Origin of the sequence: Pseudomonas sp. FSL R10-2964 (assembly GCF_009600035.1) — a bacterium.
Classification (GTDB): Bacteria; Pseudomonadota; Gammaproteobacteria; order Pseudomonadales; family Pseudomonadaceae; genus Aquipseudomonas; species Aquipseudomonas bubulae.
Genome location: NZ_WIWH01000001.1, coordinates 32345 through 57790 on the forward strand (window position 1 = coordinate 32345; position 25446 = coordinate 57790).

Annotated in this window: 24 protein-coding genes, 1 tRNA gene and 1 pseudogene; 14 read left to right on the forward strand and 12 right to left on the reverse strand. The window is 57.3% G+C overall.

Annotated features, from left to right (window positions below):
* Positions 1-63 precede the first annotated feature (63 nt).
* Positions 64-408 (forward strand): cupin, encoded by a 345-nt coding sequence (locus GHN92_RS00145; RefSeq protein ID WP_095019690.1) that lies wholly within the window; start codon positions 64-66, stop codon positions 406-408.
* 75 nt (positions 409-483) lie between these two features.
* Here GHN92_RS00145 and GHN92_RS00150 read toward each other — a convergent pair whose 3' ends face one another.
* Together GHN92_RS00150 and GHN92_RS00155 are read right to left on the reverse strand one after the other, a co-directional pair.
* Positions 484-1848, reverse strand: coding sequence for a glycosyltransferase family 39 protein (locus tag GHN92_RS00150; protein WP_133144326.1), 1365 nt, complete (start codon positions 1846-1848; stop codon positions 484-486).
* Between the two features lie 351 nt (positions 1849-2199).
* A tRNA-Met gene (locus GHN92_RS00155) sits at positions 2200-2276 on the reverse strand.
* A 172-nt stretch (positions 2277-2448) separates the two neighbouring features.
* Here GHN92_RS00155 and GHN92_RS00160 point away from each other — a divergent pair.
* Positions 2449-3666 carry an MFS transporter gene (locus tag GHN92_RS00160; RefSeq protein ID WP_095003198.1) on the forward strand — a complete coding sequence of 406 codons (1218 nt, stop codon included), beginning with the start codon at positions 2449-2451 and terminating at the stop codon, positions 3664-3666.
* Between the two features lie 80 nt (positions 3667-3746).
* On the opposite strand, the gene GHN92_RS00165 is transcribed toward GHN92_RS00160, so the two are convergent.
* On the reverse strand, positions 3747-4271 hold the full coding sequence (locus tag GHN92_RS00165) for an RNA polymerase sigma factor (protein ID WP_095019668.1): 525 nt from the start codon (positions 4269-4271) through the stop codon (positions 3747-3749).
* A gap of 330 nt (positions 4272-4601) precedes the next feature.
* Here GHN92_RS00165 and sctW point away from each other — a divergent pair, with 330 nt between their 5' ends.
* From sctW to GHN92_RS00225, 12 genes and pseudogenes are all read left to right on the forward strand, one after another.
* Positions 4602-5633 carry a type III secretion system gatekeeper subunit SctW gene (gene sctW, locus GHN92_RS00170; RefSeq protein WP_095019667.1) on the forward strand — a complete coding sequence of 344 codons (1032 nt, stop codon included), beginning with the start codon at positions 4602-4604 and terminating at the stop codon, positions 5631-5633.
* Positions 5630-7723: a type III secretion system export apparatus subunit SctV gene (gene sctV, locus GHN92_RS00175; RefSeq protein WP_095024943.1), complete on the forward strand. Its 2094-nt coding sequence runs from the start codon at positions 5630-5632 to the stop codon at positions 7721-7723. The genes sctW and sctV overlap by 4 nt, the downstream gene beginning before the upstream one ends.
* Positions 7724-7758: 35 nt before the next feature.
* A complete protein-coding gene (locus GHN92_RS00180; protein ID WP_372239726.1) occupies positions 7759-8676 on the forward strand; it encodes an FHA domain-containing protein in 918 nt (305 codons plus the stop codon).
* Positions 8673-10030: pseudogene (locus tag GHN92_RS00185) on the forward strand (FliI/YscN family ATPase). The gene GHN92_RS00180 and the pseudogene GHN92_RS00185 overlap by 4 nt, the downstream one beginning before the upstream one ends.
* A complete protein-coding gene (locus GHN92_RS00190; protein WP_095019664.1) occupies positions 10017-10463 on the forward strand; it encodes a YscO family type III secretion system apparatus protein in 447 nt (148 codons plus the stop codon). The pseudogene GHN92_RS00185 and the gene GHN92_RS00190 overlap by 14 nt, the downstream one beginning before the upstream one ends.
* Positions 10442-10828: a type III secretion system HrpP C-terminal domain-containing protein gene (locus GHN92_RS00195; RefSeq protein WP_178102576.1), complete on the forward strand. Its 387-nt coding sequence runs from the start codon at positions 10442-10444 to the stop codon at positions 10826-10828. Before GHN92_RS00190 ends, GHN92_RS00195 begins: the two co-directional genes overlap by 22 nt.
* Positions 10828-11817, forward strand: a complete 990-nt coding sequence (locus GHN92_RS00200) for a FliM/FliN family flagellar motor switch protein (protein WP_133144325.1) — start codon at positions 10828-10830, stop codon at positions 11815-11817. Before GHN92_RS00195 ends, GHN92_RS00200 begins: the two co-directional genes overlap by 1 nt.
* Complete coding sequence (gene sctR, locus GHN92_RS00205; protein WP_095003191.1) at positions 11814-12467, forward strand: type III secretion system export apparatus subunit SctR; 654 nt, start codon at positions 11814-11816, stop codon at positions 12465-12467. The genes GHN92_RS00200 and sctR overlap by 4 nt, the downstream gene beginning before the upstream one ends.
* Before the next feature lie 7 nt (positions 12468-12474).
* Entirely contained in the window at positions 12475-12735 is a 261-nt protein-coding gene (gene sctS, locus GHN92_RS00210; protein WP_095003190.1) for a type III secretion system export apparatus subunit SctS, read from the forward strand.
* Between the two features lie 12 nt (positions 12736-12747).
* A complete protein-coding gene (gene sctT, locus GHN92_RS00215; protein ID WP_095021228.1) occupies positions 12748-13545 on the forward strand; it encodes a type III secretion system export apparatus subunit SctT in 798 nt (265 codons plus the stop codon).
* On the forward strand, positions 13542-14639 hold the full coding sequence (gene sctU / locus GHN92_RS00220) for a type III secretion system export apparatus subunit SctU (protein ID WP_095039419.1): 1098 nt from the start codon (positions 13542-13544) through the stop codon (positions 14637-14639). Before sctT ends, sctU begins: the two co-directional genes overlap by 4 nt.
* Before the next feature lie 68 nt (positions 14640-14707).
* A complete protein-coding gene (locus GHN92_RS00225; protein WP_240043173.1) occupies positions 14708-19027 on the forward strand; it encodes an AvrE-family type 3 secretion system effector in 4320 nt (1439 codons plus the stop codon).
* Between the two features lie 132 nt (positions 19028-19159).
* Here the strand turns inward: GHN92_RS00225 and hrpT are convergent, their stop codons facing one another.
* The 9 genes from hrpT to GHN92_RS00265 form a co-directional block, all read right to left on the reverse strand.
* Positions 19160-19363 carry an HrpT family type III secretion system protein gene (gene hrpT, locus GHN92_RS24095; protein ID WP_133144324.1) on the reverse strand — a complete coding sequence of 68 codons (204 nt, stop codon included), beginning with the start codon at positions 19361-19363 and terminating at the stop codon, positions 19160-19162.
* Positions 19360-21345 carry a type III secretion system outer membrane ring subunit SctC gene (sctC, locus tag GHN92_RS00230; protein ID WP_256666361.1) on the reverse strand — a complete coding sequence of 662 codons (1986 nt, stop codon included), beginning with the start codon at positions 21343-21345 and terminating at the stop codon, positions 19360-19362. Before sctC ends, hrpT begins: the two co-directional genes overlap by 4 nt.
* A gap of 35 nt (positions 21346-21380) precedes the next feature.
* Positions 21381-21599, reverse strand: a complete 219-nt coding sequence (locus GHN92_RS00235) for a type III secretion protein HrpF (RefSeq protein WP_095019658.1) — start codon at positions 21597-21599, stop codon at positions 21381-21383.
* A 21-nt stretch (positions 21600-21620) separates the two neighbouring features.
* Positions 21621-22235: a type III secretion system stator protein SctL gene (gene sctL, locus GHN92_RS00240; protein ID WP_153379138.1), complete on the reverse strand. Its 615-nt coding sequence runs from the start codon at positions 22233-22235 to the stop codon at positions 21621-21623.
* Complete coding sequence (locus GHN92_RS00245) at positions 22213-22758, reverse strand: type III secretion protein (RefSeq protein ID WP_133144322.1); 546 nt, start codon at positions 22756-22758, stop codon at positions 22213-22215. The genes sctL and GHN92_RS00245 overlap by 23 nt, the downstream gene beginning before the upstream one ends.
* Entirely contained in the window at positions 22755-23510 is a 756-nt protein-coding gene (sctJ, locus tag GHN92_RS00250) for a type III secretion system inner membrane ring lipoprotein SctJ (protein WP_095019656.1), read from the reverse strand. The genes GHN92_RS00245 and sctJ overlap by 4 nt, the downstream gene beginning before the upstream one ends.
* Before the next feature lie 8 nt (positions 23511-23518).
* Positions 23519-23887, reverse strand: a complete 369-nt coding sequence (locus GHN92_RS00255) for an EscI/YscI/HrpB family type III secretion system inner rod protein (protein WP_133144321.1) — start codon at positions 23885-23887, stop codon at positions 23519-23521.
* A gap of 97 nt (positions 23888-23984) precedes the next feature.
* Complete coding sequence (locus GHN92_RS00260) at positions 23985-24212, reverse strand: hypothetical protein (protein ID WP_095023092.1); 228 nt, start codon at positions 24210-24212, stop codon at positions 23985-23987.
* A 296-nt stretch (positions 24213-24508) separates the two neighbouring features.
* Complete coding sequence (locus GHN92_RS00265) at positions 24509-25426, reverse strand: sigma 54-interacting transcriptional regulator (RefSeq protein WP_133144320.1); 918 nt, start codon at positions 25424-25426, stop codon at positions 24509-24511.
* Positions 25427-25446: the final 20 nt, after the last annotated feature.

Below are 25446 nucleotides of genomic sequence, written 5' to 3' on the forward strand. Positions count from 1 at the left end.
CTCGTTACGCCTTTCAGGGTGTTTACTTTCAATAAGGCTTTGTCTTTTGAAGAGGTGGGTGCGATGAGCAATGAACAGGCAGTACCCGAGACTAAAGGCGTTACGGTCACGTTGCTGGCCACCATCGACCTTGGCCCCGAGATCGAGGGAATGGCAGGGCGCCAGCTTCGCATGCGTAAGGTGACGATTGAGCCGGGGGGCGTTTTCGGGCCGGTTCACAACCATACAGACAGGCCTGGCACCGTCTATATCCTTCACGGGGTTATCACTGACCATAGAAATGGTATCGCCACGGAGTATGGCCCGGGTGTGGGCTGGCCTGAAGACAGGCACACCACGCACTGGCTTGAAAACCGGGGAGTGATTGAGGCGGTGGAGATTTCAGTCGATATCGTCAGGCAAGACTAAGCCCGCATCAGGCGGCTGCTTGATAGTCGCTCACTCGAGCGGAATCCGTAATGGGTGACGTTGTGAGCGCGCGCGTCACCAAAACCAATAAGGCAAGAACTTGGGGGTCGGTTCATTGGCCAATTCCAGATGGTAGGTAATGGCGTTAAAGAAAAACATGTCCAGTACGAGAAAAGTCGCCGCCCCAAAAGAGAATGTCAAAAACTCGCGATGTGGATGTGAATAAAGGCGTGACTCCATCCAAGGGCGAGCCGCGGCAAGAATAATCAAGCCCGTCATTGCACCAAGGTAGTTCGGTTGAACAGGGGACGCCGCAAAGTGACTATAAATAAATGCAAACAGAAGCATCCCGAGGCCAATAACGGGTAGTCTCAAGCAGAACTTCAGCAGTTTGTCTCTGGTGTTGGCGAATCGTTGGCTTCGATCTACAAAGATATAGGCCGCTAACAAGGAAATCGCGGGTGTGATTGAAAGTATGTAACGCGCTTTCTTGGCACTTGGAATTGTCAGCAGTACGACCACGACAAGAAACCAGGCCGAGAGATACAAGAGCATGCTTGTCGACGGTAGAGGCGACGGTGCAAAAAAATCTTTGCCCTTTCTGATGATGACGTTCAAGGCAATAAAAACGGTTACACCGTAGGTCAGCAAGCCGGCAGAGAAGTAGAAGTAATAACGAGGTGCCTGGTTACTGTCAAATCGCCCCAGCCCTTGCTTGACCAATACCTCCTGCAAGAAAGCATGTCCACCTTGTGCGTAGGCAGCCGCTATCAGCAGCAAAAGGGCAGCGCCCAGGACCAGGCCGGCGAGCAGGCAGAACACAACGAGCCTGCGCCATTGCCGGCTCAGCAGGTAATAAGAGGCGACTACACTGGCTGGGACGATCAGGCCAACAGGACCACGGAATGCAAAGCCCAGCGCCAGGGCTGCGAGTATAAGCAGCAATCGGGATGTTTGTTTATGCTCGTCTCCTGCACAGGCCAGATAAAAACATATCACGGTAAAAAGTGCAGGGTATATATCCATTGATAAGGAGTTTACGCCGTCCAGAAATGACCAGGTGAATAGCGCGAACACAACACCATATGCGCCCCATTTCTTTTCCTGCCGTTCACCCAGCTTGTATATGAATACCAGTGTCAAGGCGGCAGCAATACAAAAAGGCGTCGCCAGTGAGAGAAGGGATACTTGGCCAAATGGCAGTGAAATCAGATAAACGAGGAGCGTATGGGTCACTGTGTAGTCGGGATAGGGCTGCAGGTCATCAGAGATTGGAAAAAGCGTCAATCCGTTCTGGAACATATAGTGGGCGAAGTCGACGAAGCGTGTTGTGTAGTTGAGCACTGCGGGCCTGTATTGCAGGGCGGCAAATAGGAAAAAAGACATTATAAAAATAACGGAGCAGGGGTATTTAAAAGTGACGTCTTTAAGTGCCTTCATATAAGCGGCTCTCCAAAAACGCGCAGGCTAGCATTGTTTTTTTTAGGTAACCCAGATTTAAAAAGTAAATATTTATTATATTAAAAGTGTCAGGGAATAGTGGGGCTACCTGTCCATTTCAGATCATGGGCTGCGAACAGGTGTGAAGCAGACTGATCCGGATCGGTCATGACGTAAGGGGGGGGAGGCGATTTCTGGACGCAGTTGCCAGGTTATTGGCCGAGGGCTCGCAGGATGCGACGGGGAGATTTGGGAGGAGACAATAAGAAACCCCCAGACACAAGAAAGCCCGCACTAGGCGGGCTTCTTGTACTGTCTGCAGACTCATGGAGACTTCTGTAAACAAGCGTTTGGTGGCTACACAGGGACTTGAACCCCGGACCCCAGCATTATGAATGCTATGCTCTAACCAACTGAGCTATGTAGCCGATGGCGCGCATTATTCCCTCGTACGGGGGGTGTGTCAAGCAAATATCTAAAAAAAATCTTCGTTCTATCAATTGCTTAAGGTTTTACGGCGTTTGCATGGAAAGATCTTGTAAAAGAATGGCACATTGACGGATCTGCAAGCGCGCATTCACCTGTCGTACGGAAACCCAAATGGCTCTTAGCAACGCTCAAACAACTACAATCGCGTCCCCTCCAGCCCCTCAGTCAAGCCCATTGGTCATGCGCATTATCGGCGCCGTGGCCCTGGCGCATCTGATCAATGACCTGATCCAGGCCGTACTGCCGTCGATCTATCCGATGCTCAAGGCCAAATATGACCTGACCTTTACTCAGATCGGACTGATAACCCTGACGTTTCAGATGACCGCTTCGCTATTGCAGCCGTGGGTGGGTTACTACACCGACCGTCATCCCAATCCGCTTTTGTTGCCTGCCGGGATGGTTTGCACCCTGATCGGGATTTTGATGTTGTCTCAGGTCGGCAGTTTTCCGCTGATTTTGCTGGCCGCCGCCCTGGTGGGTATTGGCTCTTCTACGTTTCACCCCGAAGCTTCCCGTGTAGCGAGGCTTGCTTCGGGCGGGCGCTACGGGCTTGCGCAATCGACCTTCCAGGTAGGTGGCAATGCCGGCTCGGCCTTTGGCCCGTTGTTGGCTGCGGCCATCATCATTCCCTTCGGTCAGGGTAACGTGGCCTGGTTCGGCCTGTTTGCCCTGTTCGCCGTCGGGCTGCTGTATGTCATCAGTCGCTGGTACCGCAACCATTTGAATCTGTTCAAGCTCAAGGCCGGGCAGCAGGCGACTCATGGGTTGTCGAAGCAGCGGGTACTCGGTGCCCTGGCGGTGCTCGGCTTGCTGGTGTTCTCCAAGTACTTCTACATGGCGAGTCTGACCAGCTACTACACCTTCTTTCTGATCGAAAAGTTCGACGTGTCCGTGTCCACCTCGCAGTTGTACCTGTTCCTGTTCCTGGGCGCAGTTGCGGCGGGCACGTTCTTTGGCGGCCCCATCGGTGACCGTATTGGCCGCAAGGCGGTGATCTGGTTTTCAATTCTCGGGGTGGCGCCGTTTACCTTGCTGCTGCCCTATGCCGACCTGTTCTGGACCAGTGTGCTCAGCGTGATCATCGGCTTTATCCTGGCCTCGGCATTCTCGGCCATTGTGGTGTATGCCCAGGAGCTGGTGCCGGGCAATGTGGGGATGATTGCCGGTATCTTCTTCGGCCTGATGTTTGGTTTTGGCGGGATTGGTGCGGCCTTGCTCGGGCATTTGGCGGACATTCATGGCATCGAGTATGTGTACACCCTGTGCTCTTACCTGCCGTTGTTCGGCGTGCTGGCGATTTTGCTGCCGCGAACGAAAAAAGTCTGAGTCGGTAGTGGGGGCCATTCCCTGGCCTTGCTCCGGGCGTGCCCTCAATCATGGACCCCTCTGAGCATCCGTGGCGGGCACTAGCAGTGGGTGGCCATCTTGAGTTGTTCGCGAGCTCGCGAGATGCGTGAGCGAACTGTCCCTATAGGGATTTCCAGAGCGCTGGCGGTGTCGCGATAACTGCTGCCGCTTTGCACCGATGCATACAACGTGTCGCGCATTTCGATGGGCAGCCGGTTGAAGGCAATCAGCGTGAGCTCAAGCCTGCGGTGAGTCTCAAATTGACCATACAGGTCGGGGCTGTGGTCCTGCTCATGGCACTGCGTCTCGTCGAACTCGCAATGCACCGGCCTTGCGTGCAACCGACGAAAATGATTGCGAATGAGGTTCTGGGCAATGCCGCACATCCATGTGCTGAGCGTTGCCTGGCCGTTGAAGCGTGCTTTGCTGCGCCACGCCTCCAGGCAGGTCAACTGAAAAATATCCTCTGCATCTTCGGGGTTCAGTACGCGCTTGTGGATAAACGCTTTAAGTTTTTTTTGAAGTTCAGTCGACAGATCCAGAAAGTCAGGGGCAGGGGGGGAAGCCTTATCAAGGTGATCCATTTTTTATCCTCAGGGTGAGTGCTATCGAAAATGGTTTCGACAAGGACCTCCCAAGCATCGCCTGTGCCAATTTGCGGATCGAATATAGCCATCTGATTTATATGAGCTTTACAGGTTTTTAACAGGCGCGGTTGTGCCGGATCTTGCGTAGCGGACCTTGTGCGTGCGCCAGTTTTTTCAAAAACATGCCAATGCTACTGCCAGGGAACCGCTTGCCTGTGATCAACCACACAGGTCAATGAAACCTCCTGACTTGGCAGCGCTATGAAAGTTGAAGGGCGAAACGACACCGCGCAGATCCTGCTCTCTTCTCGGAGCGTTGGGGGGCAGATGCCCCAGTCTTCTGCGCAAAGTGCCGCTGAAGAGGTTGGCATGTTGTTCAGCCAGAAAGCCGAAAGCAGCAGCAAGGCATTGGCTCAGCGCGTGCTGCGCACGGTAGATAACCGGGTGCAGAAGGTTGAGGGTATCCAGCAGTTAAACGAGCTCTATGAGCAACTGGGGCATCCCGCTCAGCTCAGCCTGGGGCTGCTGACCCGGCACGTTCGTCTGGCACTGGCGTCAGACTCAGGGGTCGAAGCCTTGCTGGCGTTGACCGGCGACGACCCGGCCCGCACCAGTGTTGTCTTGCAGTACATGGTTGCTCAGGCCCGGGCACAAGGGCGTGAAGGTGATATCGAGCGGGTGCAGAAGGTTCAGGCACAGTTGCATACCCGCTATGACCGGCAAATTCAGGCGGGCCTGAATATTGCGCTGGCGCTGGCAGCAGCCGAAGGCGATGCCGCGCTGCGCCAGGCTGTTCGCACGCTGTATTACTCCAGTGTGGTGCGCAAACAATCACTGCCGAGCATTATCCAGGCCTTGCTGGCTTTATTCGATGAAGAGAGGGTCAACGACGGGTTGCGCGTGATGGCGCGCGCGCTGGCGGATGATATCGCCGCCCACCGGCCCTCGGTGCCGAGCATCAGGCTGCGTACTCTGTTGAGCGGGCTTCAAGGCTGCACCCAGTTGAGCAGCCTTTTGCACAGTTGCCGGTGGTTTATTGAGCGATTGTCATCCCGCGAACGGCAGGCCGAACTGTCGCCAGTCTCCCTGTTGCAACGTCTGCTGGGGTATGCGGGCACGGGCATCGATAGCGATGAGGTGCAAAGCCTGAGTCGTGAGTTGGGTGGCGAAAACCTTTCCAGTCAACTGGTCTTGCTCAATCAAGTTTATCCGTTGATTCAGCGTCTCCCGTTGGCCGTTTGGAGTGACCCTGCAAGCCGTCAGGACGCATTGCAGTCTTTTTTGAGCCTGATGGGTGAACACACTCAGAGCGAAGGTATCGTCCAGCTGTCGGCAGGGCTGACGAGACCGATTCGATGAGGCTCGTCAAATGGCTCAGTAAAGGCCCTGGCAATGTGGCAAGCCCGGGCGAAGTGCTCGGGGCCGTGGCGGTGCTGGGCATTGTTTTTATCTTTATCGTGCCCTTGCCGACCTGGCTGGTGGATGTGCTGATCGCGCTCAATATGTGCCTGGCCAGCCTGTTGATCGTGCTGGCGCTTTATCTGCCCAACCCTTTGGCATTTTCCACATTTCCTGCACTTTTGCTGCTGACCACGATGTTTCGTCTGGCGTTGTCGATTGCCACGACCCGCCTGATCCTGCTGGAGCAGGATGCGGGCGAGATCGTCGAGGCCTTTGGCAACTTTGTGGTGGGGGGGAATCTGGCGGTGGGGCTGGTGATTTTTCTGATCATCACCATCGTCAATTTCCTGGTGATTACCAAGGGTTCGGAACGTGTCGCTGAAGTGGCGGCGCGCTTTAGCCTGGATGCGCTGCCGGGCAAGCAGATGTCCATCGACAGTGACCTGCGTGGCGGGTTGATCGATGGTGCACAGGCCCGATACAAGCGTGACCAGTTGTCCCGGGAAAGCCAGATGTTCGGTGCCATGGACGGCGCCATGAAGTTTGTCAAAGGAGACGCCATCGCAGGCCTGGTGATTGTGCTGATCAATATCCTCGGCGGGTTTTCCACGGGGGTAGTGCAACACGGGATGAGTGCTGGCGAGGCCATCACGCTGTATTCGGTATTGACCATCGGTGATGGTCTGATCGCGCAAATTCCGGCGCTGTTGATTGCCTTGACCGCGGGGATGATCATCACCCGTGTTGCCCCCGACGACCAATCGCCAGGCGGCCATGTCGGGGCACAAATCGGCCAGCAGATAACCCGTGAACCCAAGAGCTGGATGATCGCATCGGCGGCCATGCTGGCCTTCGCCGCCCTGCCGGGAATGCCCGCCCCGGTGTTTGGCTTGATTGCCCTGTGTACGTTTGCGCCGGGTTTTTACTGGTGGTCGCGAAGCCGCAAGGCTGAGGCGTTGGAGCCGGCGCAAGCAGTGCAGGTGGCCCCTGAACACAACGGCGACGAAGATCTGAGAGTGTTTGATCCGACACGCCCGTATCTGCTGCAGTTCGCCAGTGCCCATCAAAGCCTGGAGCTTACTGAGCGGCTGATTCACGGGATTCGTCAGGTGCGCAACAGTATCGTCACCCGTATCGGGGTGACACTTCCCAGTTTTGAAATCGAATACAGCGACATGCTGCCCGAGGATGAGTTTCGCTTTTGTGTTCACGAAGTGCCCACGCTCAAGGCGACTTTTGATGAACGACGGGCCGTGGCACGGGACAGTGTCACGGATGCTCCTCAGAGTGCTCTCAGAGGCAGCGAGCAAAGAGATGAACGGGACTGGCTATGGCTGAACCCCGGTGATCCGCTGCTGGCCCGGGAGGGCGTCGAGTCGTTCAGTGCCCATGCCTTGATTGTTGAGCGCATGCGTCAAGCCATGATGATCAGCGGGCCGCAATTTTTGGGGTTGCAGGAGAGCAAGTCGATTCTCGGCTGGCTTGAGCAAAGCCAGCCTGAGCTGGTTCAAGAGTTGCAGCGGATCATGCCGCTGTCCCGGTTCTCTGCCGTTCTGCAGCGCCTGGCCAGTGAAGGCGTACCCCTGCGGGCGGTACGCCTGATTGTCGAAGTGCTGACCGAACATGGCCAGCACGAGCGCGAAGTGTCAGCGCTGGCGGACTATGCGCGGATTGCCCTGAAGTCGCAGATCTATCATCTGTACAGTCAGGCTGACGGTCTGCATGCCTGGCTGTTGTCTGCCCATAGCGAAAACCTTTTTCGCGAGGCATTGCGCCAAACCCAATCGGGCGTGTTCTTTGCCCTGGACAATGAGCACAGTACGCAACTTGTGGCGCTGCTCAAGGAGGCTTTTGCACCGCGCAAGTGCGACGCAAGCGTATTGCTGGTGGCGCAGGATCTGCGCAGCCCGTTGCGCACGCTGTTGTTCGATGAATTCAACCATGTGCCGGTCATGTCTTTCGCCGAGTTGACCGGCTCGGCCAAGGTCAAGGTGCTCGGGCGTCTTGATCTGCAATTCGACGGTGTGCTGCGCGAGGCCGTGTCTTGAGTCCGGGGCATGGCTTACCTGATGGCGCAACCGTGGTGTTCGATTCGCAGCAGCCTGGCCTGCTGTTCGAGTTGCGAGTGCTGAGCGGTTTGCATGAGGGGGCTGCACTGCCTTTGTTCGGTGAATGCTGGAGCATCGGTGCCCATCAAGATGCCGACCTGGAGTTGTACGACCCTGGCGTTGAAGCCAGGCATGCCCGGTTGCACTGTGTGGACGGGCGCTGGACAGTGCAGGCGCAGGAAGGTCTCTTGCAGGATGAAACCGGCACTGCCCGGGCACAGATTGCCGATCTGGCTGCGGGTAAGGCGTTCGCCATTGGCGGGATACGCTTGTGCATCGCCAATACGCAAAGTGCCTGGGTGGATGAGCTGGCAGAAGTAACCAGGGTGCAGAGCGAAACGGCCGCCGCGCGCTCGGGCATGGTGCCTGCGCGCCGCCCTGGCAAGTGGCTGGCGCTGGCCCTGAGCGTGTCGGTGCTGATATTGGCGGCACAAGTCTGTCAGCCTTCAAACACGGCACAGGCACTTTCTCCGAAGCCATTGCCTGTCAGTGACAGGCGTCAGCTTGCAACAACGTATCAGGTCCATCAGCAATTACTCAAGATGTTGATCGAGCGTGATCTGGACAACGCCATCCGGCTGCAGATGGTTGATGAGCAAATCATCCTGGACGGTGATGTCGGCAAAGACTCGCTGGCACTGGTCTCGCGGATGCTCGATCGCTTCGAGGCGCAGTTTGAAACGCCGGTTGCGATCATTAATCAGGTCCAGGAAATCAGCACGGCACTGCCCTTCAGGATCGTCCAGATAATCGGTGGCCAAAAGGCCCATGTTGTATTGGCCGACGGGCGTAGGCTGTTTTTTGGTGACGAAGCGCAGGGTGTGCGCCTGACTGCGATCGACAACCGCCGAGTACTGTTTGAAGGCGCGCAGCGCTATGAGGTGAGCTGGTGAACGGCACGATTGCTGAGCGCCTTGAGCGCTGGCGGCAACGCCAGTTCACGCACCTGGCGGGTTTTTCACCGGTGACCCTGAGCGGTCGGCTCCTGCGGATCAATGGCATGCTGCTGCAATGCTGCCTGCCCCAGGCCCGCATTGGCGAGCTGTGCCGGGTTCAGGCAGGGAGCAACGCATGGATACTGGCAGAGGTCATCGCCTGTGATCAGCAGGACGCCACCCTCAGTGCTTTGGCGAGCCTCGAAGGTATAAGCGCAGGAGCGGCCGTTGAACGCTTGGGGGCTGTGCATCAGGTTCGCGTCGGCAATGATCTGCTGGGGCAAGTGCTCGACGGGTTTGGCCGACCGCTTGCCGGGGGCGACGGGGGGGCTTTTCCTGGAGGCCTTGTGAGGAGGCCAATGCAGTTGTATGCGAAGCCCCCTTGCCCACTCAGAGGCCGCGCATCGGTCGCGCTTTGCCAACAGGGGTACGGGCCATCGACGGGTTGTTGACCCTGGGTGAGGGCCAGCGGGTCGGGCTGTTTGCCGGTGCCGGTTGTGGCAAGACCACCCTGCTGGCCGAAATCGCCCGCAACGTCGAGTGCGATGTGATCGTGTTTGGCCTGGTTGGCGAGCGCGGTCGCGAGCTGCGTGAGTTTCTTGACCATGAGCTGGATGAGGGGCTGCGGGGCAAAGCCGTGCTGGTGTGCGCAACCTCTGATCGCACAAGCATGGAGCGTGCGCGGGCAGCCTTTACCGCAACTGCTCTGGCCGAAGGTTTCCGACGCAAAGGCCGGCGGGTTTTATTGTTGATCGACTCATTGACGCGCTTTGCCCGCGCTCAGCGGGAAATCGGTCTGGCCGCTGGCGAACCCTTGGGCAGAGGCGGGTTGCCGCCCTCGGTTTACAGCCTGTTGCCACGTCTGGTAGAGCGCGCAGGCCTGACTCGCGAGGGGTCTATCACCGCGATCTATACCGTACTCATTGAGCAGGACTCCATGGGCGATCCGGTAGCCGATGAGGTTCGATCCTTGCTGGACGGGCACATTGTGTTGTCCCGCAAACTGGCAGAGCGCGGTCACTATCCGGCGATAGATGTGCTGGGCAGCCTGTCACGGATCCTGAGCAATGTGGCTGCGCCAGAACATATGCAAAACATGGCCGCGTTCAGGCGATTGCTGAGCGCGCATCAGCAGATCGAACTGCTGCTCAGGCTGGGTGAGTACCAGGCGGGCAACGATGCCCTGACCGACCTGGCCGTCGAGAGCCGCCAGCGTGTGGAGGCCTTTTTGCGTCAGGACTTGCGCGAGCCTGCAACGTTTCAGGAAACCCTGGAGCACTTGAGCGAGTTGACTGCCCATGTGCCCTTCTGAAAACCGCCCGCCTGCCACCGAGCCCTTGCGGCGCCTGCGCCAACATCGGGCCGATCGGGCTGAGCGTTTGTTGCACATCAAACGTATGGAGCTGCGAGCCCTTGGCCTGAACATTGAGCAGGCCCGTTCGGCGGTTGAGCAGGCCAGGCAAAACGAAAACCGGCAGCAAGCCGAACTGACCGGCCGCTATCAGGGGCAGGTGGTGTCGCCCAGGACCCTGTCGGGCTGGGACGAGTCACAGCGCCAGTGGGCGGCTCAAACAGCGCAGCAGGCAAGTGCCTTGCAAGCGCTGCTCGAGCAGCAGCGCGTGGTTGCGATCCATGTCGAGAGTGCCCGCCAGTACGCGGGTGAATGCCAGAGAAAGGTCGAAAAACTTCTGGAATTGTCGATGTTGCTGGCAGAGGAGGCGGGATGGCCGAGTCATCAGGAGTAAACCCGGTGCCGTTGCCATTGGCCCGGTATCTGCCTGCCGCCCCGGCGCGCGCAGCCGACTGCAAACTGTTTGCAGACAGCCTGGCAGGCGCGGATAGGGGCTTGGCACAGGTGTTGTCCGAGGCACTGATGCCCCGTGCACCGGGGGCAGGGCCATGGCCAGTGCAATTTGTGCTGCATCTGGCACATCGCGGGCGGGTCAGTGTCAGCGCCCGTTATGAACATCATGGCTGGCTGATCATTTTAAAGGCGCAGCAATCCGCCACCCGACAATGGCTCGCCCGTCAGCAGCAACCCTGTCAACGGCGTCTGGCCCGTGCCTTGGGGCAGGTCGTCAGGATCCGGTTACTGCAGGAGTGCCAGTGATGACGGTAGCGCCGATCACCTTGCCACGGCTGGACGCAACCACGGTCCAGGCCTGTTGGCGGTTGGGTCGTGGCCTGCGCTATTCATTTCAGGTCGCAGGCGAGCCCGGTGAGCTTTTGCTGGAACCGGGGCGGGCGCCAGGGGGTGGTGCGTGTGTCTCGTTCGAGAGCCGCTGCGGGGTCTTTACGCTCAGTGATGCAGGGCCCTTGCTTAGCCTGTTCGGCGAGTGCCCGGTGGTGCTGGCCGAGACCGGCAACGATCCCCAGTCATGGTTTTGGGCGCACTTTGAGCAGCGCATGAGTGCGCAGTTGAAGGCGCTTTTTGGCTATCTGCGGCCCCTTGCCGACAGGCAGGTGGGCGCATTCGAGTGCTGCCTCAGTGTAGTGCTGGGCCCATCGCGAAGTGTCGGCCGATTGATGCTGGCGGCCCACAGCCTGTTGGCGCTTTGCGAGGCGGGGCAATGGCAGGCAGTCAAGGCGCCGTTGCCCGATTGCTTTGCCGTGCCTGTGCCCGTGGTGCTTGGCTATCTGCCGTTGACGGTTGAGCAGTTGCGCAGGGTACGACCAGGCGACGTGCTGATGCCGGAGCGCCTGTTGTTCAGCGGTGATGGCGTGGGGCAGTTGAGGATTGGGCGGTGGCGGATCACATCGCAAATTGATGATGAAGGCGGGCGTCGCTGCCTGATCGTGTGTGCTCTCGAGGAGTCGGCTGTGGAAGAGGTGATGTTTGCGGGTACGGACGTTGAACGGCATAAAGGCAATGAGCCGTTTGAAACCTTGCAGGTAGAGCTGAGCGTGCGCTGTGGCGCACTCAAGTTGAGCCTGGGTGAGCTGCGCCAGTTGGCCCCCGGCATGGTGTTGAGCATCGAGGGCTATGACACGGGCATGGCCGGGTTGTATTACGGCGACCGGCCGATCGGTCACGGGCAGTTGGTGGAGGTTGAGGGGCGCCTTGGCCTGCAACTGTCGCGCATCAGTTTTTCGCAATGACCGTTCAAGGGATCGATCCCTTTCTGCTGGCGCTGTTTCTCGGCGGCCTGTCACTGATGCCCATGCTGCTGATGGTGTGCACCGCCTTCCTGAAAATCTGCATTGTGTTGATGATTACCCGCAACGCCATTGGTGTGCAGCAGGTGCCGCCGAGCATGGCCCTTTATGGAGTTGCCCTGGCTGCAACGATGTTTGTCATGGCACCGGTGGGGTATGAAACCGCCCAGGCCCTCAAGCAGACGCCGCTGGATATGAGCAGTGTGCAAGCCTTGCAGGAGAGCGGGGAGGAGGCGGTAAAGCCCTTGCGGGCCTTTATGGCACGCAACACTGCTCCCGATGTGCTGACCCATCTGCTGGATAACACTGCGCGTCTATGGCCTGCGCAACTGGCGCAAGAGGTCAAGCGTGACGACCTTATCCTGCTGGTACCGGCATTTGTGCTGTCGCAGCTACAGGCAGGGTTTGAAATCGGTTTTCTGATTTACATCCCCTTTATCGTGATCGACCTGATCGTCTCGAACCTGTTGTTGGCGCTGGGCATGCAGATGGTCTCGCCCATGACCCTTTCATTGCCGCTCAAGCTGTTGCTGTTTGTGCTGGTTTCGGGTTGGACACGTCTGCTCGACAGTCTGTTCCTGTCCTATCTGTGAGGCGTCCATGGAGCCGATTTTGCTGTTCAAGCAGGGCATGCTGCTGGTGGTGGTGCTGTCTGCGCCACCGCTGATCGTGGCTGTAGCGGTGGGTGTGCTGACCTCGCTGGTGCAGGCGCTGATGCAGGTACAGGACCAGACGCTGCCCTTCGGCATCAAACTGGTTGCAGTGGGCGTCACGTTGGCGCTGACGGGGCGCTGGATCGGGGTTGAGCTGATTCAATTGATCAACCTCACCTTTGACATGGTCGCCCGCTCGGCGCTGTAGACGGAACACCCGATGGCCCCACAGATTGCGTTTCTCGAATACCTGCCCAGCCTCGCCATTGCGATGGCGCGCCTGTATCCCTGTTTTTTTCTGATCCCGGCATTCTGCTTCGAACATGTGCGCGGCATGCCCCGGCATGTCATCGTTTTTGCGCTGGCCCTGATACCTGCCCCGGGTATTTATCACGCCTTGTCGGGCGTGAATTACACCCTGCTGGCGCTCGGCGGTCTGATGCTCAAAGAGGCCATGCTGGGCTTTTTGCTGGGCATGCTGCTGTCCATGCCGTTCTGGCTGTTCGAGTCGGTAGGGGCTTTGCTCGATAACCAGCGTGGTGCCCTGATCGGCGGGCAGCTCAACCCTTCGCTGGGGGCGGATGCCACACCTGTCGGGCACCTGTTCAAGCAACTGAGCATTTTTTTGCTGATGGTCACCCTCGGGCTGGGCAGCTTGACCCGGGTGATCTGGGACAGCTACCTGATCTGGCCCCCCACGCTCTGGTTACCGACCATTGCTGCGGATGGTTTTGCCGTGTTTCTTTCTTTGCTCGGCGATACCTTCACGCATCTGCTGCTCTACGCCGCGCCCTTTATTGCGCTGTTGTTGTTGATCGAATTCGCTGTTGCCCTGTTGAGCCTCTACAGCCCGCAGTTGCAGGTATTTGTGCTGTCGATGCCGGCCAAAAGCCTGGCCGGCCTGGGCTTTCTGCTGCTCTACCTGCCACAACTGGAGGAGCTGATCGTGGGACGGATGAGTCTGCTGGGGGATCTTGGGCACGCACTGGGCCAGCTCTTCAAAGTAGGTGAGTCATGAGCGATTCGGGTGAGAAGAAATATGACGCCAGCCAGAAAAAACTGCAGGACCAGCGCAAAAAAGGCCAGGTTGCGCAAAGTCAGGACATCGCCAAACTGCTGACGCTGGCGGTTATCAGTGAGGTCGCCTTGATCACGGCTCAGAACAGCCTGCAGCGTTTTGGCCAATTGCTGATGCTGCCCGTTTCACTGGTCGGGCAACCCTTTGGTCATTCGCTGCAGGCCGTGTTCGTCGAGGCGGGTTACCTGTTTTTTGACTTCGCCTTACTGATGACCGGCGTTGCAGTCTTGATGAAATTAATCAGCAGCTGGCTGCAATTCGGCTTTCTGTTTGCCCCTGAAGTCCTGATCCCGGACTTCAACCGGCTCAACCCGGTCAATCAGGCCCGGCAGATGTTTTCGGCCCAGTCACTGTTGACCCTGCTCACCGGCCTGATCAAGGCACTGCTGATCTGTGCGGTGCTTTACCGAGTGATCGGGCCTTCCCTGGGGGCGTTGATCGGGTTGGTCAACGCTGACTTGCCGGGCTATATCGTCGCGCTGATCGCCTTGTTCCGGCATTTGCTGCATGTGTGCCTTGGCCTGCTGCTGGTGCTAGCAGTGGTTGACCTGGCGTTGCAGCGGTATTTTTTTGCCCGGCGCATGCGCATGACCCATGTCGAAGTGGTCAAGGAGTACAAGGGCATGGAAGGTGATCCTCATACCAAGATGCTGCGTCGGGCACTGGCCCAGGAGCTGGCCCATGAAGAGCCTGTGGCCCCGACTCCGCCGTTGGAAGAGGCCGACATGCTGCTGATCAACCCTACGCATTTTGCCGTGGCGCTGTACTACCGGCCGCCACAGACGCCTTTGCCGACCGTGATTGCCAAGGGGGCTGATGCCCGGGCACGGCGAATGATCGACAGGGCACGGGCAGCAGATGTTCCGGTGATTCAGTGTGTGTGGCTGGCTCGCACGCTGTATGGCATCGAGACCGGGCATTGCATCAGCCGCGAGACCCTGCAGGCGGTTGCGCTGGTCTACCGCACTCTGCGAGAACTGGATGATGACGAGCGCCGTGAAGTCATCGAGTTGGCGGAACTTGAGCAACGCTGATCGGGGCAGGAACCGGGCGCTATTACATGGTCACTCACTCTTCATCAGCCAGTCAGAGTTGAGCAGTCATGGACGTCAATTTTTTTGAACCCGCAAAGCCAGCGCCGTCAGAAATGCGCGGCACAGCCTCCCCGAACACTTCTGGCCCCACCGAATCGGTGCAAATGACCGGTTTTCGTCATTATCAGCAGCCCTCTCTGGCATTCAGCGCCAGCCTGGTTGAAGGAAAAGTCGTGACCCAAGGCTCGTATGTGGGCCAGGACATTGCCGCCCAACTGAATCAGTTGTCCAGGCCGTTCAAGCAAGATGCCACTTACGCAGGCCCTGCCCGGAACCTGCGAATCAGGGACGACAAATTTAATGTATTTCATATCCAGTCCACCCCTGCGGCCGCTGCAGTACTTAAAAGCAGTCTTCCCCTGAGTTTTTACCCGTCGCCCCCGATCAATCCCGGGCGTGCCCATCTGGGGCAGATAAGCGGTGTGCAAACAACCGCCGAAGGCGGCCAGTTTCGTGTGGTCGAGCAACGCCTGTACCGGTTAGAAGCACAGACGCTTCGTTGGTTGCCCGACAAGGACGAGGCCCGATACAGCCGTATTGGCTTGAGTGCTCAAGGGCAACTGATGAAAGTGCCGCAGGGGGTCGCAGACATGAGCATTGATGGTAAAACGCAGGCGAGCCTTGAGGGTTTCACGCTAAAAATCAGCCGCGACACAGCCGATGCTGCTCTTTGTCTTGTTCCCGTCAACGAGTCGGGTAAACCGGTGCAACTGGCGCATCTGGGGCTGGCGGGTGATGTGCTGTACGCCTCGACACCTCAGGGTGAGTTTTTGTGCGCGAACCTGCGCAATGCCGAAGACGGGCAATTGGTCATGCGCCCTGAACCACTCGATAATCTTGAGCAGCTGCATCAGGGCGCAGTCAGCATCAAGGGCTTTATGCATGATGATCAAGGCCGGCTCAACGCCCTTGTCCTCGACTCCCGCCGCCAGTTACACAGCACCCCTTTGAGCCATGGCCCTGATCAGGCATCGGGCTGGAACCTCAGTGATGTGATCCTCAGAGTGAACGACACAGGTTTGCCCGAGCCAGGGCTGCAGACACTCGCCGGTCGTGTGGACCTTGGGCCGCGGGGCAAGGTTGCGCTTGAGGGCAACACATTGCTGTGCTGGAACGAGCGCTCACAGCAATGGGATAAAAGCGCTCACCACAATGTGGAGCGACTGGAGCGTGGCCTGGATGGTCGCGCTTATGTATTGCAAGGTGCAGAGCTGAAAGCGCTGGCAATCCATAAAACGCGGGATGCTGCGTACAGCGGGGCCAGTTATGACCTGACCCCTGTTAATGATGCTCATGCCCATATCAGCCTTGGTGTCGCCATGGTTGAGAATAACGAGCAAAAGATCACCGGTTTTGCTATCGATAACGCTAGGCAATTTGTAACGCTTGATGCTGAAAACAAGCTGATTGCCCACGTCAACGGAAAGGCCAGGGTCTTGACCTTTACCCGGCCTAAAGAGCTTGTGGCGCTGGCACTTGACCGTCAGGGAGATCTCTATGCACAGACCGGCGCCGGCGAACTGCTCAAGCTCGACAAGGCTCACTGGCAAACCCCTTGCACCTCAGCGCTCACCTGGACTCCCGTGCCGGTGCCGGACAATGCGCCGGTCAAGTCGTTGCGTATGGGAGCAGGTCAGCAATTGATCGTCAGCTGGGGTGAAAACAATGCGCCACAAAAAAGATGGGGTGAACACTATCGGCAGTTGATTGTTTCAGCGGATGGCGACCCGCAATGGAAACCTCTAACGGCACACTCAAACACCCCCGCGAGATCACTGGGTACGGTGCTGGGCAACGCTGAGTTGAAGAGTCAGGACAACGGCACCTCCTGGGCCGTGACCTCCGATTGTTTTGGCCACAAGACTGAAGCCCTGTCGGTTGATCGTGGGGTAATTAAAAGTGCATTAGCCCATTTTCATCCTGTTCAGGGGATCAAGAATATCGGCCTTGGTATCCAGCATGATGTTAAAGGGCGACGCGGGCTGGCAGACCTCTACGCGGATGTGCGGGAACTGCAGGGGCTATTGCGTACGCTGGCGAGCGTGACACCCCGTACGATGGATATTTCAAGTCGCCTTGACCGCCTGGGCGAGGGCAAGCCAACCCAGGCCCTGGCCACAAAACTCAAGCGTTTTCTGAGTCAGGTAGAAGAGTACAGCGTGCAATTGGCCAGGCGATTGGGCGACATCAAGGGAGCCCGTGTGATCCCTGATTATCTGCCCACAACGAGTGGCAAACCCACTGAAGGCTCAGCGAGCAACCTGTCTCGAATTCGCCAGTCCTTCGAGAATATGGGCTCTTCAAAGTCTGATATCACAGCGGCCTTGCTGCGCAGTTACGAAAAACAGGGTGTTTGTTTGTCGTTGCACGACGCTGGCCTGAAACGTGATTTGAGCAATTCGACCGGGCTGATCGAGAGCGATTTGATTCAGCACGCCCGCACACTTTTCAGGCTGGTCAAACTGGTCGACCGGCTGGAGGGTAAAGCGCCTGATCAGGCCGAAATAACAGCCCGCCTGGAGAGTGCGATAGAGGACTATCAAAGCAGCCCGGTACACAAGAAAACATCGCAGAACATCAATGGATTGAAGCAGGCAGAAACGCTCTATAACAACTTCAAGTTGTTGGCCAGGGACTTGGGTACCCCGGGATCAGCGCTCAATTTTCATATAACCACTACCTTGGGGCTCAATCCACAAGAGACGGTCAAGCAGGCTCTGCTGCAATGCATTCAAAAGTCTGAAAGCGGCCAGTCAGTTGCATCGAGCCGGAGCAAAACCTTATCGGCATCCCTGTTCTTACTTCCAGTCCCGTTGCTTGAAATCATAGGGGGTGTTTCAAGAGACAAAACCAACGGTATAACGCTGACTCGAACCGATCAGGGGGTCAGCGTTGACATCAATATGGGCACTGGCCATACCGTCACTGGTTCTGTAGGCGTCGGTAACATGTTGCTTCCCTCCGAGGTGCCACTCGAAGGCCGGCTCAGGGTAGGGGCCGAGACTACATTGGCGTTGACGCATGAAAACGAGCAAAGCGTCAGCTTTGACATCAGGGAGGCAGATTTTCCCGCAATGATGGTCATCCTCACCGGGGAGAAAGGGAACGTTTTCGACTTGCTGGATCTTGGCAGCAATCACAAGAGCGGCACGAGCTCGAAAAATGCGTTGGACTGGAGTGTGTCAGCTCATGTGCAGGCGCGCTTTCATATAATCCCGGAAACCTCGAATGCCCCCGGTGCCTTGCTACGTACCATGGTAAATGCGGGTGGGAATCTTCAGCTGTTTCATGCGGACCAGCGCAAGGCTGTCGCCTTGGGGCAGGATGAGACAACCCGGGCCCAAAGCGTGAATACCCAATGGTTAGCCAGAGGCAGTGCGTCTTTAGGCGTGGCGCCGGCCAATGGCGCCTTGTGGACTCAGCTCGGTGCCGATGGACCTACGTGGGTGCCGTATATCACGAGTGATTCTTCGTTCACCCTGGGGTTTGATCGCAGTGTTGCCCGCAGCATGCGTTTTACCTTCAAGCAGCCTGCTGTGATCGATCAGGCGCAAGTCAATGGGTTACGCGATGCCTTGTCCCTGCATTCTGCGCCACTCAAGCAACACCTGACCTCGTTTGCAGCAGAGGGCCCACTGGTGGAGCAACTGCAACATCTGCATCGTCTATTTATTCAGCTACCGTCACCCGCTACCCGTTCTGAAGAGCACCATGCCCTCAATGAACAGCTGCAAACCTGCCTTCACCAGCAGGCGCTGGCCGCACAAGGTCGGCGAGCACTCAAATCAGTTGAAAGAACGGTTTCCTATGTGGCGGTAAAAGGTGGCCCTGAGCATGAGTGGCTGAATGACGCTGCGCCTGCTAACAAGGCGGCAATTCTCCGGCTGTTTGCCCAGCAGCCACAATTCGAGCGGATCCTTAACGATCTGGAGAGCAACCAGGGCACGTCGGTAGTGATCGGGCTGGAGGTCAAGCCGAAGGTGCTGCGCATGATTGACAATCAGATCGGGGATGGGCCTAACGCCATAAATGATGTGCAAAAGGCCCTGGAAAACCCGGACAACCTGCGGATTAAAACCTTGGCTGTAAGCTATACGGCAACTAGAACCGACGCTATGAAGACCCCCATTCCTCTTGTGGCCTACTCCAGCAGGGCAGCCTTGAGCAATTCCTGCAAACTCCTCAACATTGAGTTGAAATACGGTATGGATCAGAACACTCCCTTGCGCGTTGAGTTCAAGGATACGTTGCCCTCGGCTCGTATTCGGGAGCTGAATCCCGAGCAGCTTGACCAAAAGATCCGGCATGGCCGCAGCCCTTTGATGTAATGACAATACCGGCCTGGCTGATAATCAGACAGGCCGGTACATGGGGGTGGGGGCTAAGACTCTGCGCAGGATTGGATGCGTGGGTTTGAATGTCTTCAGATCACCGGGGCAATGGGTCGTTGCACGGTTGATCTAGGGTCCCAGAGGCACAACGTGATGGTCTGAACGTTCAGCATTCGGGCCTGTTTCTGTGCGCATGTGTGGTGGCCACCAGATCACCAGCGTCCTGGCGCTGGAGGCCGGGCGCGCGCACAGGTCTGTACGGCAATCCGAGGTGCAGCCTTGCAACAGTCCAGCCAGGGCCGCCGCCATGGCAACTGCGATCAACCGAGTCATGGCGTGGCCTCCAGCAATGATGGCCGAGACACGCTTGATTGTTCGTCGGGGTCGGGTGCTCGTGTCGCGATAAACACCTCCGCATGTTCGCCGGGCGCCAGCCACGGAGTCGGCCAGACACTCACCGCCAGGGTGCCGGCAGTGCTGCAATCACGTTCATCGACGCGCACCCGGCTCTGGCTCTGGTTGTGCAATACCAGTACGGCCACGTTGTAGTCCTCACTTTCGTACCACTGATGACGCTCGGTATCGACCTTCAGAGACGTGAACGCTTTGCACAGGCTGCCCGTCCGGGGCGGCATCGGCATCGCTGTGAACCGGCCAGGTACGTGGCCCGTGACCAGTTGACGGAACACCCGGGTAATATCGGAGCGCTGAATCACTGGCTGCTTCCCATCACGCCGTCTCAATGGGGTCAGCGCTGCCTCCAGTTGCGCCTGATCCGATTGTGGCAGGTAGCGGGCAGGGTTGGTCTGGTCGCCAATCAGGCGGGGTGTCAGGATAAACAGCCGCTCACGGCGATTTTTAGTGTTCTGCGTGGACGAAAACAGCAGCTTGCCCAGCCAGGGGATATTTCCCAATACAGGGACTTGATTGCGGCTGTCGACCTCTTCAGCGACATGAAAACCGCCGATGACCAGGGATTGTTTTTCGTGGATCACTGCCTGGGTACTGATGTTGCCTTTGCGAACATCCGGTGTGGAATGCTGCCCTGTGTTGTCGGCAAAGGTGCCGTCTTCGATATCGATGATCAGGTGAATCTGATTGGCGCCACTGGCTTCGATTACCCGGGGTATGACCTGGAAACTGGTGCCGGTGGTGACCGGCATGATGTTGGCCACGCCCTCACCGACGGCCTGGATATATTGCGTGCGATTGAAATCGATAACAGCGGGCTGGTTTTCCAGGGTCATGATCGAGGGGTTGGATACCACCGTTGCCAGCCCGCGGGCTTCAAGCGCCTTGATCTCGGCTGCAAAACGGTCAGCCTGGATCATGGACACGGTTGTCGGGGAAGTGCCCGACAACCCAGTAGCCATCCCGAAACGGCCGCTCTGAAAGCCCCAGTTCGTCCCCAGTTCGTTGAGTTGGGTGCGGTTGATATCGAGAATCACGGCGTCTATTTCCACGAGTTTGCGCGGGACATCGAGCTTGGCGATCAGTGCCTGATAGAGCGTCCGGCGTTCGCTGGCGTCGTAGATCAACACGCTGTTGTTACGTACATCGGCCTCCACGCGGATGGCGTTCAGGCCTGATGATTTCAAATCGGCGGTGAGCGCGGGCGCTGGTGGATTGCTTGAATAAGGCATGCGGGAGGCCATGCCGGATACCGGCGAGGGACCGGGGGAGGGAGCAGCGAACGGGCTCGATGACTTGGTATCGAGCAACCCGCGCAACAGGCTGGCGATACCGGGAACACTCAGTTTTTCGCCCCGATAATCGATCTGCCGGTCTGCCGCATTGGCGAACTGCAGTGTGAAAGTCAGCACATCCTGTTTATTGGCGGGTTCTGCCCGTTTGCGACTGAACTGCCTGATCTGCTCGATATAGCGTTTGGGCCCGGACACCAGTACCACCCCGATATCCGGCAACTCGCCCCAGCCGAAACGCTCATCCAGCAGGCCTATACGGGTCAGGGCCTGCTTCAGATCGGCAATGGTATCGTCCGCAACTTCAAGGCGGCTCGTGGTCTGCTGGTCAAGCGAACTGATGTAGAGCGTGTTGTTATGCACAAACCACTGGAAACGGTGTTCCAGTGCAAGCCGCTCCATTAAACCGGTGAGCGTGTCGGCGCGCAGCTTGCCGTTTACGACGCCTTGAAGCGCGCCATCAATCTGTAGTTGCAGGCCCACGGTATGGGCAAAGGCCCCTAGAAAATCAGGCACTGACAGGTTATTGGCTTCATGGGCATAAGGCGTTTTTTGCCACTCCTGTGGAATGGCGGCCATCGCCCCGTTGGCTAGCAAAAAAAGAGCTGGCAACAGGGCCCATTGGAGGGAGTGCTTGAACCCGAGCATCACTGCACGGCATCAATAATGCTTTTGGTCAGGCTGTGCTTGAATCGGGTTTGCTCGTTGATCGAGAAACTGGCAATGGCCATTTTTTGTGAAGCGTCGAGGAAGCGCTGCATGTCTTCGGGGCTTGCTTGATTGTTCAGGGCGATCTCCTCCAGTTTTTTTTGGGCCTGGATAAAGCGGGTGTCAATGCGACGCTGGATGCTTTCGAAAGAAGCCATAGAACCTCCATCAGTCAATACTCACCACTCAGTGGTAGCTCCTGCCGGATCAGTTCCATCAGTGGTCATGGGGATCAGCAGCGCCTTGAGCGTTGTGGCCCAGTCAATGCGCAGGTCGTGTTGCGCAGTGACCAGCACCAGAGCGAAGGGGTCGAGGCGTTCATCTGCTTGCAGTTGCCATGCGGTATCCGGGCGGGTGCTTAGCCACTGCCGTACAGGTGCAAGCATCTGCGGGTGGCAGCGCAGGGTTGCATTCAATGGCGGGCATTGGGCTGGCAGCAGTTGCGCCAGCAAGGCATTGATTCGCATCTGTGGTGGCACCTCACCGAGCAATCGCTCCAGAGCCTGATTGACCACTTGCGAGGCGCTGGTTTCAATCGCTTGGCACAAGGCGCCATGTTCCTGTTGCCAACGCGCCAGATGGGCATTGGCCTGTTGCCAGAATTCGCTGTGGGCCTTTTGCAGCAGCTTTTCGGCAGCGTTTTCAGCGTTACTCAGCAGTTCGTCTGCCTGGGCACGTGCCTGGGCCAGCACCTCATTGGCCAGGCCGCAATCGATCAGGGTCTGGCTGCTGATCAGTACCTGGGGCAGCCCGGTTGCGCCTGGCTGCAGCTCAATCGTGCGGCGTGTCAGCATGGTTGTGCCCCTCGTCGCTGGCTCGTGTGTGCCACAACACTGTTTGCCAGAGCGTTCGGAGTTTGGCCGGTGAAATGGCCTGCACCGGTTTTTGCTCCAGCGTTTCGATCCGTGCAGGGGCAAAGCGCAGTCGCAACCTCTGCCAGACCGGTGGTTCGAGCCATGCTCTGAGCAGTTGCAAGGGATCGTCGGCGGGCTCGAGCCAGTCCTGCGGGTGCAAAGCCCTGGCAAGGCGCTGGCACCACAAACGCTGCGTGTCATCCCGTGCAGCGGAAGGTGTAGTGCGGCAGATACGCTCGATCCTTTGCAGCAACGCGTCATAGTGCGCCGGTTGCGCCAGTGCCAGCTGCATCAGGCTGGTTGTGGGCGCACAGGGCAGGCAGGGGGCGATACCCAAGCTCTTGCTGGCGCCTGCATGCTGGTTGCGCAGCAAGGCGGGCGATGCGTCAAGGATCTGCCAGTGCGGATGAGCGTAGCGCCATGGCAAGGCCCACCACTGTACCCAGGCATCAATGTCATTCATGCAGAGCCCTTTTTGCGCAGCTTTAACCATACAACTGGCGTAATGATTGCCAGCAGGCACCCTGTCACCAGTGCAGCGAACAGGCTTTTCCAGAACCCCAGGTCTTGCTGCGGCACCAGAAAAGGTCCGAAGAACAGCAGTTGCTGGTTGTCCTGAAACGCGGCGGCAAGAACAAAAACCGTGGTTATTTTGTGCGGGTTGTCGATTGCCATTGCCATGCCCGGAATGCTGCTGGCAACCATCCGCCGTACCCGCGACTGGATGCCGTCGGGGTCCAGTCTGGCATCGTGTTTGATAAACACCGAAGCGGATGCGGGCTGCACGGCCTCACCTGGCGCCACACGCTCGGGCAGTACCACATGCACGCGCGCGACGATCACCCCGTCAATGCTCGACAGTGTGGCTTCAAGCTCTTGTGACAGCGCATAGATGTAACGGGCGCGCTCTTCAAGTGGCGTAGAAATGACACCTTCCTTGCGAAAAATATCACCCAGTGTGGAGCGCTTTGTCCTGGGCAGGCCAGCCGCTGACAGCGAGTTAATCGCCCGGCTGATAGCTTCTGTTCTGACACGAATGGAAATGCCATTTTTATCGGGGACTTTTTGAGCGTGGACCTGTTTGTCTGCCAGTTCTGCAATGACTGCATTGGCCTCCTGTTCGGAGAGCTGGCTGTGAAGCACCACGCTTTCACCACAACCGGTGACGGCCAGCACGAGCAGGAAACACACGCTCTTGATCAGGCGCGCTGCTATGCGGTTACCTAAGACAGATTGGTGAGTTTTTCGATGGCTTGTGACGTCTTGCTGATCATCTTGGCGCTCAGCACGGTCTCAAGGTGGAGCGCCGACAGGGCCCGGGTGGATTTGAGCATGTCGAGGGGGTCGGTGCTGGTACTGGCTTTTTGCAGGGCCCTTGCGGCGGTACTCGACAGACCCGCTAAAAGTGCAGAGCGCTGTTTGAGTGGGTGGCTGGTCAATTTATCGGATATCTCGGTATTGGTTGTTTTAGTTGCCGTGGCAAGCAAGGAGGCGTTGAACCAATTGATATCGGCCAGTTCGGGGGTGTGCGAGGGCAGTTCAGAGGCACTCAAGACGGCCTGGGGGAGCTTCGAAGGAAAGTGGGTTTTCATTTGAAACCTCAAGCTGTGAGTTGTAGTTGCATGCTTGTGTGGCTGCACGCCTCGATTGGCCGGATGCCCCATTCGAGATGGGGCGGTATGAATAAAATCAGTACGAGATGGCCTTGGCAGCTGCAAAGGTTGCATTCATTGACTTGCTACTTGAGTCCATTACCCCGGCGGCTATGCCGTTTCTCGTGTCAACTCCTGTTTTGTGCATGGCGGCCCTTGCGGCTTTCCATTCCTGTTCGCGCGCAAAATTCTTTTGCGCTTGGAGTGGGTCGTCGCCAGCACCGCGCGCCATTCCTGCAAAGAGTCCAAATAGTGCTCCAAGCATGGTCTGTATCCTCTTGGTTTTTTTTAGGAAGGTCAGAACGAAATTTTATTATTTATATATATGTTCGTTGGAGCAGGGTCGATGTTTTTGGTGTGAGCATTTGCCGGGTTTGCAGGGGGCATTCTTGTGTTTCCAAATCCGCCAAGTGCGTTGAGGACCTGGCTCGCAAAGGGCATTACAAGTGACAGTAAAGGGAGCATGTATGTACCTCTTTGGTTCGGTGTCGGGAGTGCAACAGAACGTCTGTTCGCTATTTAAGTGTCGATATCCATGTGGGCAGTTCCAGTGGGGGTTGCTCAGTAAATGTCTAATTGTTTCATTCGGTGGTACAGCGTGCGTTTGGCAATCCCAAGTTCGATTACCACAGAATCGATACAATTAAAGTGGCGTCGCATGCAGTCTGCGATCAACTGCTTTTCTATTTGTTGCAGGCGCATTTTTAAATTTAGAATTGTGGATTCATGTTCACAGGGAGACGTATCCAGCGGGGGTAGCCCGAGCACAAAGCGCTTTGCTGCGGAGCGCAACTCCCTGACATTGCCCGGCCAGTCGTGACAGATGATCTGTTGTAGCAGCGAAGTGTTCGGTACCGGTATGGATGAGTTGAAATGCCGGGCCTCGCGCTGAATAAACTCCATAAACAAGGGGGTAATGTATTCGCGTCGTTCTCGCAAAGGCGGCAAGTGCAGATTCACGACATTCAGGCGATAGTACAGGTCGCACCTGAAATGACCTTGTGCCACCAACTTCGCAAGGGAGGTTTGGGCCGAGGCAATCACACGCATGTCCACGGGGATGAATGTTGTCGAGCCCAATCGCTCAACACCACGGGTTTCCAGAACGCGCAACAATTTGGCCTGCAAAGTCAGCGGCATGCTGTCTATTTCATCCAGGTACAGAGTGCCTTTATCTGAAGCTTCTATAAATCCTGCTCGTGATTGCAGGGCGCCGGTGAATGCGCCCTGGGTGACACCAAATAACTGACTTTCCGCCAGACTCTCGGGGATGGCCGCGCAATTGAGTGCGATATAACGACCACGGCGCCCGGATAAGGTATGCAGATGCTCGGCCAATGTATCTTTGCCTGTGCCTGTTTCACCATGAAGCATTATGTCGATATTTTGTGCTGCCGCATTTCTGACAGTAGCGTGAAGTTGTGTGTCATCGAAAAAATATAGGCTTGAAGGCTCTTTGTCCGGGCGAAAGGATCCCATTGAATATACTCCGGCGCCAT